Source organism: Blastococcus capsensis (assembly GCF_030165005.1).
Lineage (GTDB): Bacteria > Actinomycetota > Actinomycetes > Mycobacteriales > Geodermatophilaceae > Blastococcus > Blastococcus capsensis.
The window spans coordinates 51,666-65,672 of record NZ_JASNNW010000016.1; the positions used below are offsets into that span (position 1 = coordinate 51,666).

The 14,007-nt window shown below is 74.7% G+C and carries 14 protein-coding genes; 10 read left to right on the forward strand and 4 right to left on the reverse strand.

Features of this window, described 5'->3' with window-relative positions; translation table 11 throughout:
• Positions 1–7 precede the first annotated feature (7 nt).
• The 9 genes from rsmD to smc all read left to right on the forward strand — a co-directional run bounded on the left by rsmD (position 8) and on the right by smc (position 8,576).
• Positions 8–562: a 16S rRNA (guanine(966)-N(2))-methyltransferase RsmD gene (gene rsmD / locus QOZ86_RS14570; protein ID WP_284492699.1), complete on the forward strand. Its 555-nt coding sequence runs from the start codon at positions 8–10 to the stop codon at positions 560–562.
• Positions 559–1,044 carry a pantetheine-phosphate adenylyltransferase gene (coaD, locus tag QOZ86_RS14575; RefSeq protein WP_284492700.1) on the forward strand — a complete coding sequence of 162 codons (486 nt, stop codon included), beginning with the start codon at positions 559–561 and terminating at the stop codon, positions 1,042–1,044. Before rsmD ends, coaD begins: the two co-directional genes overlap by 4 nt.
• The gene (locus QOZ86_RS14580; protein ID WP_284492701.1) at positions 1,041–1,718 is read left to right on the forward strand and encodes an ATP synthase subunit B family protein; all 678 of its coding nucleotides are present in this window, start codon (positions 1,041–1,043) and stop codon (positions 1,716–1,718) included. The genes coaD and QOZ86_RS14580 overlap by 4 nt, the downstream gene beginning before the upstream one ends.
• 277 nt (positions 1,719–1,995) lie before the next feature.
• Positions 1,996–2,589 (forward strand): YceD family protein, encoded by a 594-nt coding sequence (locus tag QOZ86_RS14585; protein ID WP_284492702.1) that lies wholly within the window; start codon positions 1,996–1,998, stop codon positions 2,587–2,589.
• A 2-nt stretch (positions 2,590–2,591) separates the two neighbouring features.
• Positions 2,592–2,771 carry a 50S ribosomal protein L32 gene (rpmF, locus tag QOZ86_RS14590; protein WP_014377519.1) on the forward strand — a complete coding sequence of 60 codons (180 nt, stop codon included), beginning with the start codon at positions 2,592–2,594 and terminating at the stop codon, positions 2,769–2,771.
• 19 nt (positions 2,772–2,790) lie between these two features.
• Positions 2,791–3,576 carry a ribonuclease III gene (gene rnc / locus QOZ86_RS14595; RefSeq protein ID WP_284492703.1) on the forward strand — a complete coding sequence of 262 codons (786 nt, stop codon included), beginning with the start codon at positions 2,791–2,793 and terminating at the stop codon, positions 3,574–3,576.
• A 4-nt stretch (positions 3,577–3,580) separates the two neighbouring features.
• Positions 3,581–4,513: a bifunctional DNA-formamidopyrimidine glycosylase/DNA-(apurinic or apyrimidinic site) lyase gene (gene mutM, locus QOZ86_RS14600; RefSeq protein ID WP_284492704.1), complete on the forward strand. Its 933-nt coding sequence runs from the start codon at positions 3,581–3,583 to the stop codon at positions 4,511–4,513.
• Between the two features lie 168 nt (positions 4,514–4,681).
• Positions 4,682–4,873, forward strand: a complete 192-nt coding sequence (locus tag QOZ86_RS14605) for a hypothetical protein (protein ID WP_284492705.1) — start codon at positions 4,682–4,684, stop codon at positions 4,871–4,873.
• Positions 4,874–5,009: 136 nt separating this feature from the next.
• Complete coding sequence (gene smc, locus QOZ86_RS14610; RefSeq protein ID WP_284492706.1) at positions 5,010–8,576, forward strand: chromosome segregation protein SMC; 3,567 nt, start codon at positions 5,010–5,012, stop codon at positions 8,574–8,576.
• 28 nt (positions 8,577–8,604) lie between these two features.
• Here smc and QOZ86_RS14615 read toward each other — a convergent pair whose 3' ends face one another.
• Both QOZ86_RS14615 and QOZ86_RS14620 read right to left on the reverse strand, forming a co-directional pair.
• Positions 8,605–9,417 carry an endonuclease/exonuclease/phosphatase family protein gene (locus QOZ86_RS14615; protein WP_284492707.1) on the reverse strand — a complete coding sequence of 271 codons (813 nt, stop codon included), beginning with the start codon at positions 9,415–9,417 and terminating at the stop codon, positions 8,605–8,607.
• A 12-nt stretch (positions 9,418–9,429) separates the two neighbouring features.
• On the reverse strand, positions 9,430–11,109 hold the full coding sequence (locus QOZ86_RS14620) for an alkaline phosphatase D family protein (protein ID WP_284492708.1): 1,680 nt from the start codon (positions 11,107–11,109) through the stop codon (positions 9,430–9,432).
• An 84-nt stretch (positions 11,110–11,193) separates the two neighbouring features.
• Here QOZ86_RS14620 and ftsY point away from each other — a divergent pair, with 84 nt between their 5' ends.
• Complete coding sequence (gene ftsY, locus QOZ86_RS14625; protein ID WP_284492709.1) at positions 11,194–12,423, forward strand: signal recognition particle-docking protein FtsY; 1,230 nt, start codon at positions 11,194–11,196, stop codon at positions 12,421–12,423.
• Between the two features lie 58 nt (positions 12,424–12,481).
• Here ftsY and QOZ86_RS14630 read toward each other — a convergent pair whose 3' ends face one another.
• Both QOZ86_RS14630 and cbiQ read right to left on the reverse strand, forming a co-directional pair.
• Positions 12,482–13,228: an energy-coupling factor ABC transporter ATP-binding protein gene (locus tag QOZ86_RS14630; protein WP_284492710.1), complete on the reverse strand. Its 747-nt coding sequence runs from the start codon at positions 13,226–13,228 to the stop codon at positions 12,482–12,484.
• Positions 13,225–14,007 (reverse strand): cobalt ECF transporter T component CbiQ, encoded by a 783-nt coding sequence (gene cbiQ, locus QOZ86_RS14635; protein ID WP_284492711.1) that lies wholly within the window; start codon positions 14,005–14,007, stop codon positions 13,225–13,227. The genes QOZ86_RS14630 and cbiQ overlap by 4 nt, the downstream gene beginning before the upstream one ends.

Below are 14,007 nucleotides of genomic sequence, written 5' to 3' on the forward strand. Positions count from 1 at the left end.
CGGTGGCGTGACGAGGCTGATCGCGGGCGTAGCGGGAGGCCGACGGCTCCAGGTCCCGCCGGCAGGAGTCCGGCCGACCGGCGACAAGGCCCGCGGTGCCCTGTTCAACTCACTCGGCTCCCTCCTGGACCTCGAGGGCGCGGCGGTGCTCGACCTCTACGCCGGGTCGGGGGCGCTGGGCCTGGAGGCACTGTCCCGCGGGGCCACCGAGGTCGTATTCGTGGAATCCGGGCCCAGGGTGCTGCCGGTGCTGCGGGCCAACCTCGCCGCCGTCGGGCTGCCCGGCGGCCGGGTGATCGCCGGCTCGGTGCCCGCGGTGGTGACCGGGTCGGCTCCGCGGGAGTTCGACGTCGTGCTCGCCGACCCGCCGTACGCGGTCCCGGTCGACGAGGTGCACGACGTGCTGCGGGCGCTGGTCGCGGGCGAGTGGCTGGCCCCCGGAGGCGTCGTCGTGGTCGAGCGGTCCAGCCGCGAAAGGGGCTGGGAATGGCCGACACCCCTGGAAGGTCTGCGCGAACGGCGCTACGGCGAGGCAGTGCTCCGGTACGGTCGGCGTCCGTGAGGCGTGCCGTCTGCCCAGGTTCCTTCGACCCGGTCACCAACGGGCACGTCGACGTCATCGGCCGGGCCGCAGGCCTCTACGACGAGCTGGTCGTGGCCGTGCTGGTCAACCCGGGCAAGGCCGGGTTCTTCCCGGTCGAGGAACGCATGGAGCTCCTCCGGGAGGCCGTCGCCGACCTGCCCAACGTCACCGTCGACAGCTTCCAGGGGTTGCTCGTCGAGTACTGCCGCAGCCACGACATCCCGGTGATCGTCAAGGGGCTGCGGGCGGTCAGCGACTTCGAGTACGAGCTCCAGATGGCCCAGATGAACCGCGAGCTGGCCGGCATCGAGACCCTGTTCGTGCCCACCGCACCGCAGGTAGGTCACCTGTCCTCCAGCCTGGTCAAGCAGATCGCGACCTTCGGCGGCGACGTCTCCCGGCTGGTGCCCGAGGTCGTCCACGACCGGCTGGTCGAGCACGCCCGGCGGGATGCGCAGTGACCCGCCCGCCGCGTGGTTCCAGCACCGAGGTCGTCTACCGGCTGTACGAGACCGTGGACGAGCTGACGACCGTCATCGAGAACGCCCGCAGCGTGCCGATGTCGAGTTCCTGCATGGTGCCCAGGGACGTCGTGCTCGACCTGCTCGACGACCTGCGGGAGTCGCTGCCCGAGGACGTGCAGGCGGCCGGCGCGATCGTCGAGCAGCGCACCGAGATCCTGCAGCAGGCCCAGGCCGAGGCCGAGCGGCTGACCGGCCGCACCCGCGCCGAGAGCGAGCAGCTGCTCGTCCAGGCCCGCCGGCAGCGCGACGAGATCCTCGGCACCGCCCGCCGCCAGCGGGACGAGCTGCTCACCCAGGCCCAGGGCGAGGCCGAGCAGATCCTGGCCGACGCCGAGGCCGAGGCCGAGGCGCTGGTCGCCGAGGGGCGTCAGCACCGGGCCGCGCTGATCGCCGAGGGGCAGGCCGAGCACGAGCGGCTGATCACCGAGACCGAGGTCTACCGCACCGCCGTCGACCGTGCCGACGAGCTGGGCGCGCAGTCCCACGCCGACGCGAACCGGATGCGGGCCGAGGTCGACGAGTACGTCGACAGCCGGCTGGCCGAGTTCGGGGCGACCCTGGAGCGCATGCTCCGCTCGGTGGACAAGGCCCGCACCACCCTCCGGGAGTAGAAGGACCCCGTCCTCCCCACCCTTCGCAAGCTCAGGGCGGGGCCCTGTACGGGGGCCGTTCCAGTGCCTCACCTGACTCGCGGCGGGCCTCCGGACGAGGCCGCGGCGGCCGTCCGGTCCCTCACCCCCGGTCGGTGGCGGGGATCGGGTAGTCTCGATCCCTGGTCCGACCGCCGGCGGCTCTCCGCCCGTACGGCCACCCTCCCCGCTCCCGACCGCGAGTACTGACATGCCTGCCGCTCAGCCGTTCCGCCCCGGCGCCCCGTCTTCAAGGCCAATGGCCTCCGAGGACCGGCGTCCTTCCGCCAACCCCTGGAAGTACGACCTCCGGGAGCTGGGCCGCCGAGCGGGCACCATGCAGGAGCTCGACCGCACGGCTCCGGCGCCCGCCGGCTGGGGGCTGGAGCTGATCCGTGTCCCCGAGAAGGCCGACGTCCACCTGCGGCTGCGGCTGGAGTCGGTCATGGAGGGCGTGCTGGTCACCGGAGACCTCGACGTCCCCGTCGTCGGCTCCTGTGCCCGCTGCCTCGAGCCGATCGAGGACACGCTGAGCCTGGACGTCCAGGAGCTCTACGCCTACGCGGGCAGCACCACGGAGGCGACCAGCGAGGAGGACGAGGTCCGCCGCGTGGAGGGCGACTTCCTCGATCTCCAGCCGCTGGCCCGCGACACCATCGTCCTGAACCTCCCGCTGTCGCCGGTCTGCTCCCCGGACTGCGGCGGCCTGTGCGTCGACTGCGGTCAGCGGATCGACGACCTCCCGGAAGACCACACCCACGAGGTGACCGACCCCCGGTGGGCCGCCCTCGCGGACCGATTCGCTTCCTCGCCGGGCACTCCCGGCGAATCCACCACCCCAGAGGAGAACTGATCGTGGCCGTTCCGAAGCGGAAGATGTCGCGCGCCAACACCCGCATGCGCCGGTCGCAGTGGAAGGCCACCGCGCCGACCCTGTCGCCGTGCCCGAACCGCGCCTGCGGCGAGCTCAAGCCCCCGCACCAGGCGTGCCCGACGTGCGGCCAGTACGACGGCCGCCAGGTCCTGTCGGTCTGACCTCCGCACCCGCACCGCCATGGGGACGACGGCCGCCGCGACGCACCGTGCCGAGGGTGCGGCGGGCGGTCGCGCCCCGGGCGGGGTGCCGCACCCCGGTGGTGAGGCACACGCTGGCCGGGCCGCCGCGTGGCTCGACGATGCGCTCGGCGTCCGGCTGCCCGACGACCTGCTGGGCCTGATGCTGACCCACCGGTCGTTCGCGTACGAGAACGGTGGCCTGCCGACCAACGAGCGCCTGGAGTTCCTGGGCGACTCGGTGCTCGGCCTCGTCGTCACCGATGAGCTGTACCGCAGCCAGCCGGACCTCCCCGAGGGCCAGCTGGCCAAGCTCCGTGCGTCGGTGGTCAACATGACCTCGCTGGCGCGGGTCGCCCGCCGGCTCGGCGACGGGGGCCTGGGCCCCCACCTGCTGCTGGGGCGCGGTGAGGAGACGACCGGCGGCCGGGAGAAGGACTCGATCCTCGCCGACGCCTTCGAGGCGCTGGTCGGCGCGATCCACCTCGGCTGCGGGCTGGACACCGCCTCCGCGGTCGTGCACCGGCTGTTCGACCCGCTGCTGGTCGAGGCGGCCACCCGCGGCGCCGGCCTGGACTGGAAGACCAGCCTGCAGGAGCTCGGCGCGGCGCAGGGACTGGGTGCGCCCACCTACCAGGTGGACGACGAGGGGCCCGACCACGCCAAGACCTTCGCCGCCGCCGTGCTGCTGGCCGGCGTCGTCCGGGGGACCGGCAGTGGGCGGACGAAGAAGGCCGCCGAGCAGGAGGCCGCCGAGATCGCCTGGCGCGCCCTGTCCGAGGAGTAGACCCGTGCCCGAGCTGCCCGAGGTCGAGGTGGTGCGCCGGGGACTGGAGCAGTGGGTCGCCGGTCGCACGGTCGCCACCGTGGAGGTGTACCACCCACGGGCGGTCCGGCGGCACCTCGAGGGGGCCGACCACTTCGTGCAGGCCGTGACCGGGCGCACCCTGGCCGCCGCCCACCGGCGCGGCAAGTACCTGTGGCTGCCCCTGGCCGAACCGGACGGCACCCCGTCGGGGCGGGCGCTGGTCGCGCACCTGGGCATGAGCGGGCAGCTGCTGGTGGAGAAGCCGTCGGCCCCCGACGAGACCCACCTGCGGGCCCGGTTCACCTTCGCCGACGGCGGCCGCGAGCTGCGCTTCGTCGACCAGCGCACCTTCGGCGGGCTGGCAGTGGAGGAGTTGCCTCGGGGTGGTGGGGCGGGCGGAGCTGTTGCCGAGGAGATCCCGCCGCGGCTCACGCACATCGCCATCGACCCACTGGACCGTGCCTTCGACGTCGGCTCGTTCTCGGCCGCGCTGCGCCGCCGGCGCACCGAGGTCAAGCGGGCCCTGCTCGACCAGACGTTGATCGGCGGGGTGGGCAACATCTACGCCGACGAGTCGCTCTGGCGGGCCCGGCTGCACGGCGCCCGCCCCACCGACAAGCTCACCGGCGCCCAGGTCGCCGACCTGCTGGAGGGCATCCGCGACGTGCTCGGCGAGAGCCTCGCCCAGGGCGGCACCTCCTTCGACTCCCTCTACGTCGACGTCAACGGGCAGAGCGGCTACTTCTCCCGGCACCTGGCCGTCTACGGGCAGGCCGACCGGCCCTGCCCGCGCTGCGGGACGGCGATCCGCCGCGAGTCGTTCATGAACCGCAGCAGCTACAGCTGCCCGGCGTGCCAGCCACGCCCGCGGACCCGGCGGACGTCGTCGGCGCCGCGGCCCCGCCGGGAGGCCTGACCGCGTCGCCGCGACGTGACGAACGCGACATCACCCGCGCGTCGGGGGCTGGTCCCGTCGCGTTGACCGGCGTCTCGAGGGCTGTCACCCTGGACTCACCCCAAACCGCGCCGACCGTTCATCGGGGCGCCGGTCAACCCCTCTCGTAGTCGAAAGGCCGTCATCGCCATGGCCAAGGCACTGTTCGGTTCGGTCGTCACCCCCGTGGAGCTCCGAGTGGCCGAGGAGAACGCGGTCCTGCGGGCCAAGGTACGTCGGCTGGAGCAGGAGCTCGCCGAGCTGCGCGTCCAGCGCGACGCCGCGATCGCCCGCGAGCTGCTCTCCATGGCCGGCGACGCCGCCGAGCCCGCGCTCGCCTAGAGGCTCCGTCCGGAAGCTCGCCCTGAGCCTGCGAAGGGTGAGCGGGACGGGGTCCTTCGACTTCCCTCACCACTTCCGCACCAGCGGCCTCGCGGCCACCCTGACCGGGGCCGATCGCGGCTAGAGTCTCCTTCCCGTGCACCTGTCGAGCCTCACGCTGAAGGGCTTCAAGTCCTTCGCGTCCGCCACCACGCTGCGGCTCGAACCCGGGATCACCGCGGTCGTCGGCCCGAACGGGTCGGGCAAGTCCAATGTCGTCGATGCCATCTCGTGGGTTCTCGGCGAGCAGGGCGCGAAGAGCCTGCGCGGCGGCAAGATGGAGGACGTCATCTTCGCCGGCACCGCCGGCCGTCCGGCGCTGGGCCGCGCCGAGGTGACCCTCACGATCGACAACTCCGACGGCGCCCTGCCGATCGCGTACACCGAGGTGTCGATCACCCGCCGCATGTACCGCTCCGGGGAGAGCGAGTACGAGATCAACGGCGACAAGGTGCGGTTGCTCGACGTCCAGGAGCTGCTCAGCGACTCCGGCATCGGCCGCGAGATGCACGTCATCGTCGGTCAGGGGCAGCTCGACGCCGTCCTGTCCGGCCGCCCCGAGGACCGGCGGGCGTTCATCGAGGAGGCCGCCGGCGTCCTCAAGCACCGCAAGCGCAAGGAGAAGGCCCTCCGCAAGCTCGACGGGATGCAGGCCAACCTCGACCGGCTGGCCGACCTCACCGCCGAACTGCGGCGCCAGCTCAAGCCGCTGGGCCGCCAGGCCGAGGTGGCCCGTCGGGCCGCCGGCGTGCAGGCCGACCTGCGCGATGCCCGGCTCCGGCTGCTCGCCGACGACCTCGTGCAACTGCGGGATGCGCTCGACCGGGAGGTCGCCGACGAGACCGCCGCGCGGGAACGACGGGCCGTCGTCGAGCGGGAGCTGAGCGAGGTGTCCCGCCGGGAGAGCGCGCTGGAGAGCCGGCTGGCTCATACCGCCCCGCAGCTGCAGGTCGCCTCCGACACCTGGTACCGGCTGTCCGCGCTCGGCGAGCGGTTCCGGAGCGTGGCCCAGCTGGCCGCCGAGCGGCACCGGCACCTGTCCGCGGCCGCCCCGGCCGCCGCGGCCGGGCGGGACCCCGAGCAGCTGGAGGCCGAGGCCGACAAGGTCGCCGCGACCGAGGCCGAGCTCGCCGCCGGTCTGGCGGCCGAGCGGGAACGGCTGGCCCGGGTGGTGGCCGACCGCACCGACCTGGAGCGGGCCCTGGCCGAGGCGGAGAAGGCATGGGTCGCGGCCGCCCGGGCACTGGCCGACCGTAGGGAGGGCCTGGCCCGCCTGTCCGGTGAGGTGGCGGCGGCCCGCTCACGGGTCGGCGCCGGCCAAGCGGAGATCGACCGGCTCGCCGTCGCCGCCGCCGAGGCCGCGGACCGGGCGGAGGTGGCCGCTGAGCGGCTGGCCGACCGCCGCGGTCAGCTAGCCGAGCACGAGGACGCCGACGTCGGCCTCGTCGCTGTCCACCAGGACGCCGTCGCCGCCCACACCGCCGCCGCCCGCCGGGTCGCCGAGCTCGCCGAGGCCGAGCGCGCGGCCGAGCGCGACCGTGCCTCCTGGCAGGCCCGGCGGGACGCCCTCGCCCTGGGGCTGGCGCCGGCCGACGGCGCGGCCGCGGTCCTCGGCGCGGGGCTGCCTGGGGTGGTCGGCCCGCTGACCGAGCAGCTGACCGTCGCCGCGGGCGACGAGGTGGCGGTCGCCGCCGCGCTCGGTGGCATGGCCGACGCCGTCGTCGTCTCCGGGGTGACCGAGGCGGCCGAGGCGCTGGCCCATCTGACCGGCACCGGCGGCGGCCGCGCCGGGCTGCTGGTCACCGGCGGCCTCCCCCCGGTCCCGCGGGAAGGCTGGCCGGAGCTGCCGGAGGGGACCCGCTGGGCGCTGGACGCGGTGCAGGCGCACGAGCCCCTGCGGCCGGCGCTGGCCCGCGCCCTGGACCGGGTGGCCCTCGTACCCGATCTCGACGCCGCGGTCGCGCTGGTGCGGGTCCACCCCCGGGTCCGCGCCGTCACCGCCTCCGGCGATCTGCTCGGGGCCGACTGGGCCCTCGGCGGGCAGACCGACGCGCCGTCGAACCTGGAGGTGCGGGCCCGCGTCGACGAGGCGGCGGCCGAGCTGGATGCCGCCACCGCGCACGCCACCGAGCTCGCCGAGCAGCTGGCGCAGGCGCGGCGCACCGCTCAGGACCGCTCCGCCGACGTCGACACGGCACTCGCCGCCCGGCAGGCCGCCGACCGCAGCCGCTCCGCCGAGGCCACGGCGCTGGCCGAGCTCGGCGCGGCCGCCCGCTCCGCGGCGGCCGAGGCCGAGCGGCACGCCGCCGCCCGGGTCCGCGCCGAGGAGTCGCTGGAGCGGGCGACCACCGCCCTGACGACTCTCGAGGGCCGGCTCGCCGAGGCCCAGGCCGCGCCCCTGGAGGAGGAGCCGCCCACCGAGGACCGCGACCGGCTGCGCGCCGAGGTGGCCGCGGCCCGGCAGGCGGAGACCGAGGCGCGGCTGGGCGTGCGCACCGCCGAGGAGCGGGCCCGGGCGCTGCAGGGCCGGGCCGAATCGCTGCGCCGCCAGGCCCGGCAGGAGCGCGCCGCCCGCGAGCGGGCCGCCGCGGCCCGGGTCGCCCGTCAGCGGGGCGCGGCAGTGGCGGCCGCGGTGCGCGCCGACGCCGAGGCCGCCCTGGCGGCGCTGGCCTCCTCGCTGGCCCGGGCCGCTGCCGAGCGGGATGCGCTCGCATCCTCCCGGAGCTCGTCGGAGGCCGAGCTGCTGGAGGTGCGCGGCCGGGTGCGTGCGGCCACCGCCGAGCTGGACCGGCTCACCGACGAGGTGCACCGCGACGAGGTGGCGCGCACCGAGCAGCGGTACCGCATCGAGACGCTGGAGACCCGGGCCGCCGAGGAGTTCGGGGTCGACCTGCCCACGCTGGTCGCCGAGTACGGGCCGCGGGCGCCGGTGCCGCCGGCACCCCAGCAGGTCGCCGAGGTCGAGGCCGCCGGGCAGCCCGCGCCGGAGCCGCAGCCCTACGACCGGGCGGCGCAGGAACGGCGGGTCGCCCGCGCCGAGCGCGACCTCGCGACCCTGGGCAAGGTGAACCCGCTGGCGCTGGAGGAGTTCGCCGCCCTGGAGGAGCGGCACACATTCCTCGCCACCCAGCTGGAGGACCTCAGAAACACCCGGCGGGACCTGCTCACCGTCGTCCGCGAGGTCGACGGCCGGATCCACGACGTCTTCGCGGCCGCCTTCGCCGACGTGGCCCGTGAGTTCGAGCAGGTCTTCGCCACCCTGTTCCCCGGCGGCTCGGGGGCGCTGGTGCTCACCGAACCCGACAGCATGCTCACCACCGGCGTCGAGGTCGAGGCGCGGCCGCCGGGCAAGAAGGTCAAGCGCCTCTCGCTGCTCTCCGGCGGCGAACGCTCGCTGACCGCCGTCGCCCTGCTCGTGGCCATCTTCCGGGCGCGCCCCTCGCCGTTCTACGTCCTCGACGAGGTGGAGGCGGCGCTGGACGACGTCAACCTGGGCCGGCTGCTCGTGCTGGTCGAGCAGCTGCGGTCGACCTCGCAGTTGATCGTCATCACCCACCAGAAGCGGACGATGGAGATCGCCGACGCCCTCTACGGCGTCAGCATGCGCGGCGACGGCATCACCGGCGTCATCAGCCAGCGGCTCCGGGAGGCCGAGCCCGCCTAGCCCCTGGCCGACCTGGACCTCGCCTTGCTCAGACGCCGCTGCGGATCTCCAGGTCGACGACGACCGGCAGGTGGTCCGACGCCCCCTCGGCGTCGAGCACGTAGGCCCCGGCGACGGTGACCCCGGGGGAGACCCACACCTGGTCGATCCGGCGGTGCGGGGAGCGGGCCGGATGGGTCATCCCGGCGTCGGACTGCCAGAACTTCCAGCCGGCCTGGTCCTCGCGGGCCCGGGCCAGCTGCCAGGCGTCGGTGAACCGCTGCCGCAGCGCGTCCAGCTCGGGGGCGTCAGGCTCGGTGTTGAAGTCGCCGACCAGGACGCCGGTGTCCATCGATTCGGTGTGCAGCCCGGCGAGCATGGACACCTGGGCCGCCCGCTCCTGCGCCGAGCGGGTGGTCAGGTGCGTCGCGGTGATCCACAGCGCCCCGCCGTCGAGCTCCACCATGGTGCGCAGCGCGCTCCGCGGCTCGCCGGTGCCGGGCAGCCGGTGGACGTCGCTGACCAGGATCGGCAGCCGCGAGAGCAGCGCGTTGCCGTACTGGCGCCGCGGGGCATCTGCCGCCTTCCCGCCCGCCCGCTGCTCGTCGATCGCCGGCCCCCACGCCAGCTGCATGTCCAGCGCCCGGGAAAGCAGCAGCGCCTGGTCGACGTCCTCGCTCCGCTCGCCGTAGTGGCGGTCGACCTCCTGCAGGCAGATGACGTCGGCGTCGGCCGCGGCCAGCAGCCTGGCCAGCCGGGGTAGGTCGTGCCGCTCGTCGTTCCCCACCCCGTGGTGGATGTTGGAGGTGAGCAACCGCACCGGGATCGGCGGCTGGTCGGGGCCCGGGGCCGGCTTCGTCACCGTGCCACCCTGTCAGGCCTCGGACAGGGGCATGTCGACGACCTCGGACAGCGCCGTCGACCCCAGTTCGCTCACCGACAGCACGAACCGCGCCTCCCGGCCGTCGAGCACCAGCTCGCCGATCTGGTTGCCGAAGTACGGGCCGGCCTGCTTCTGCCACTCCAGCCCGGCCGCGTCGGCGCCCACCAGGCGGGCCAGCCGTTCGGTGAACCGCCGCGCCCGCCCGCTCCACCCGATCCGGAAGGCGACCTTGATCGGGTGCGGGGCCTGGTTGTGCAGCGGGGAGACGGTCAGCTGGTGCACCCGAGAGGCCAGGCCGGCCGGTTCGACCACCTCGGCGACGTAGGCGTGGTGGACGTCGCCGGAGATGACCAGCGTCGTCGCCGGGGGCTCCCCGTGCTCGCCACGGGCCACGCCGGTGACCGCGCGGCCGAGCCGCTCGAAGGAGTGCCCGAACGCGGCCCAGTGCTCGAGGTCCGACGCCTGCCGCAGCGCCTCGGCCGCCTTGCCCCGCCACCGGCCGTGGTGACGCCGGTTCAGCGTCGCGTTCCACCGCTCCAGCGAGTCGACGGCGTGCGGCAGCAACCACGGCAGCGACGTGCCGAGGATCAGGTGCTCGACGCCCTCCTCGGCGGCGCGGCGCATCGCGGCCTCGACCCAGGCGAACTCGGCGTCGTCGAGCATCCGGCGGCCGGTCTCCTCCAGCACGCGGCCGGCCCGGCTGTCGATCATGACCAGCCGGGCATCACCCCAGTGCCGGACGTAGCTCCACCGCGTGCTGGCCGGGTCCGCGTCGGCCTGCACCGCCATCTCGTGGAGCAGCGGCCCGGCGTCCACGGCAGCGTCCGGGAAGGCGTCGGCGAGGTCCTGGACCGCCCGCCAGGTCTTGTTCTCGGCCAGCTCCTGCGGGCTGAGGTTGCCCAGGTGCTGGTAGACCCAGTAGCTGACCAGGCCACCGGTGATCCGGCCGGACCACCAGTCCTGGCGGGAGATCTTCGCCCGCCAGGCCGCCGAGGTGTTCCAGTCGTCGATCATCTCATGGTCGTCGAAGATCATCGAGGACGGGATGGTGGACAGCAGCCACCGCACCTGCGGGTCCTGCCAGGACTCCACGTAGAGCTGGGTGTACTCCTCGAAGTCCGCGACCTGGCCGTTCGGGGAGTTCAGCTGCTGGGCTGCGTCCCGCCGGCGGCGCAGCCAGCCGTGGGTCTTCTTCGTCAGCTCGTCGGCGTACACCTGGTCGCCGAGCAGCACGAGCGCGTCCGGCCACCGGTCCTCGGGCTCGGCGGCGAGCCGCTGGGCGTACAGGTCGAGGGCGTCCGGCGGGATCCGCTCGGAGTCGTCCACCGTGTGCGGGCTGGCGTACCGGCAGGACCCGAAGGCCAGCCGGAAGGGGCCCGGGCGGCCCGGGGTGCGGATGCGGCTGGACGGGAACTCCGATTCCGCCGGTGGCCAGACCTGCTCGCCGTCGAGCCGTACCTCGTACGGCGTGGTGCTCCCGGGTTCGAGGCCCTCGACGAGGACGAGGGCGTAGTGGTGACCGCCGACGCGGAACGTCCGGGTGCGGCGGCCCAGCACCTCGACCTGGCAGGCGCGGTCGGTCTCCACCCACACGGTCGCCGACACCGGGTCGACGTGCCGCAGGAGCGGCCCGAGCACGAGGGCGGGGGCGCTGGCGGCGGCGTGCAGCATGGGGACAGCCTGGCCTACGACGCCGGGCGGAGGGAGCCGGTGTCCCCGACGACTCTCCCGACGGGGGCTGGGAGACTCGAGGTCATGGAATTCGTGCTGATCGCCATCGCGATCCTGCTCGTCGGACTGATTCTCGGGGTGGGCCTCCTCGTCGGCCGTGGCCGGCGGACGACGCGGCTGGACGACGACGCCCTCGGCGGCACGACACTCACCCGGCCGCGGCCACCCGCGCCGCCGGTCGACCAGCCACGACCGACCGGCGCCACGGCCTCCGGGCTGGGGCTCCCGCCGACCGACCAGCCCGACGCGGTGGTGGCCGACGAACCACCGGCCGTCGAGCTGCCCCCGGCCCGGCCGGAGCCCGGCCTGGTCTTCGACACCCCGCTGCCATCGGCCGGCCGGCTGGTGCGGCTGCGTACGCGTCTGGCCCGCTCGCAGTCCTCCCTCGGCCGCGGCCTGCTGACCGTCCTGGCTCGCGAGCAGCTCACCGAGGACGACTGGGAGGAGATCGAGGAGACCCTGCTGGCCGCCGACGTCGGGGTCGCCGCCACCACCCGGATCGTCGAGCGGCTGCGCACCCAGTCGATGGTGCTGGCCACCGCCTCCGGCGCCGACCTGCGCGAGCTCCTCGTGCGCGAGCTGACGGCCGCGCTGGGCCCGGACCTGGACCGGTCGTTGGGCACCGACCGGCGCGAGGGGCGCCCGGGCGTGGTCCTCGTCGTCGGCGTGAACGGGGCGGGAAAGACGACCACCGTCGGCAAGCTCGCCCGGGTGCTGGTGGGTGACGGCAAGAGCGTGGTCCTCGGCGCCGCCGACACCTTCCGCGCCGCGGCCGCCGATCAGCTGGAGACCTGGGGCGAGCGGGTCGGCGTGCTCACCGTCCGGGGTCGCGAGGGCGGCGACCCCGCCGCCGTCGCGTTCGAGGCGGTGCGCACCGGCATGGAGGCCGAGGTCGACACGGTCGTCGTCGACACGGCCGGGCGGTTGCACACCAAGTCCGGGCTCATGGACGAGCTCGGCAAGGTCAAGCGGGTCGTGGAGAAGCAGGCGCCGGTCACCGAGGTGCTGCTGGTCCTCGATGCGACGACGGGGCAGAACGGCGTCGTGCAGGCACGGGTGTTCACCGAGGCCGTGCACGTCACCGGCGTCGTCCTGACCAAGCTCGACGGCACCGCCAAGGGCGGCATCGTGGTCCGGGTCCAGCAGGAGCTGGGCATCCCGGTGAAACTGATCGGCCTGGGCGAGGGCCCGGACGACCTCGCGCCGTTCGAGCCACGCGCGTTCGCCGAGGGGCTCGTCGGGGACACCGATTGAGGCTCCGTTCGGAGGCTCGGCCCGAGCGTGCGAGGGCAGAGAGGAACGGGGTCCTTCTTCAGGTGCGGGTGGGGTCGAAACCGTAGGGCAGCTCCAGCCGGTGCGCGGCCAGGAGCCCGGCGTCGGACAGCACGTCCGGCGTCGGGCCGTCGGCCACCACGACGCCCCCGTCCAGGATCACCGACCGGGAGCACAGCTGGGCGGCGTAGGGCAGGTCGTGGGTGACCATCAGCAGGGTGACCGGCAGCCCGGCCAGGACCTCGGCCAGCTCCCGCCGACCGGCCGGGTCGAGGTTGGACGACGGCTCGTCCAGCACCACGATCTCCGGTTGCATCGCCAGCACCGTGGCGACGGCGACCCGGCGCCGCTGGCCGAAGGACAGGTGGTGCGGCGGGCGGTCCGCGGCGTCGGCCATGCGCACCTGCTGCAGCGCCGCGGCGACCCTGGCGCTCACCTCGGCCTCGGGCAGCCCCAGGTTGCGGGGGCCGAAGGCCACGTCCTCGCCGACGGTCGGCATGAACAGCTGGTCGTCGGGATCCTGGAACACCACACCGACCCGGCGGCGGATCTCCTGCAGCGAGCGCTTCCCGACCGGCAGCCCGGCCACGGTCACCCGCCCGCGGCCGGCCCGCAGGATGCCGTTGAGGTGCAGCACCAGGGTGGTCTTGCCCGCGCCGTTGGGGCCCAGCAGGGCCACCCGCTCGCCGCGCTCGATCCGCAGGTCGACGCCGAACAGCGCCTGGTGCCCGTCGGGATAGGCGTAGGCGAGGTCCTCGACCAGGAGGGACGGAGGGGCGGCGGTCACCCCGACAGCATCCCGGCCAGCAGCACCGCGGCCGCGGCCAGGGGCAGGGTGAGCGCCACGGCCCACGCGCGGGGATCGACCACGGCGGCCGGTCCGGTGGGCAGGCGGCCGGTGTACCCGCGGCTGAGCATCGCCAGGTGCACCCGCTCGCCGCGCTCGTAGGACCGGATGAACAGCGCGCCCGCGGTCGCCGCCATCACGCGCAGGCCCCGCAGCCCGCCGCTCCGGAAGCCCCGGGACTCCCGGGCCACCCGCATCCGCTGCAGCTCACCGCCGACCACGTCGGCGTAGCGGATCATGAACATGAGGATCTGCACGAGCGCCTGCGGCAGCCGCAGCCGCTCCAGCCCCCGCAGCAGTGCGCGCGGCTCCGTCGTCGCCGACAGGACGGTCGCGGCCAGGATCGACAAGGTCGCCTTGGCCAGCAGGCCACCGCCGGCCGCCAGGCCGGTCTGCGACACCGACAGCCCCAGCACCTCGACCTGCGGCCCGCGGGCCACGAACGGCAGCAGGACGGCGAAGGCCACGAACGGCACCTCCACGACCAGGCTCCGCGCCAGCCGGCCGGGGCCGACCCCGGCCACGGCGGCGGCGGTGAGCACGGCCAGCAGGTAGCCGCCGTACGCCACCGGCGCCCACGGCGCATGCACCGGTGTCGAGACGACGACCACCGCGAAGGCCAGCACCGACACCAGCTTCAGGTGCGGTTCCAACCGGTGGACGGCGCTGCTGCCGGGGACGTAGCGGGCGACCAACGTCCCGCCGTGACCGGCGCCCAC

Coding starts and splice junctions, on each gene's coding strand:
- QOZ86_RS14585 (WP_284492702.1), top strand. CDS start 1,996: ATGGCCTCCGAGGACCGGCGTCCTTCCGCCAACCCCTGGAAGTACGAC.
- rnc (WP_284492703.1), top strand. CDS start 2,791: ATGGGGACGACGGCCGCCGCGACGCACCGTGCCGAGGGTGCGGCGGGC.
- QOZ86_RS14605 (WP_284492705.1), top strand. CDS start 4,682: ATGGCCAAGGCACTGTTCGGTTCGGTCGTCACCCCCGTGGAGCTCCGA.
- QOZ86_RS14620 (WP_284492708.1), bottom strand. CDS start 11,109: ATGCTGCACGCCGCCGCCAGCGCCCCCGCCCTCGTGCTCGGGCCGCTC.
- ftsY (WP_284492709.1), top strand. CDS start 11,194: ATGGAATTCGTGCTGATCGCCATCGCGATCCTGCTCGTCGGACTGATT.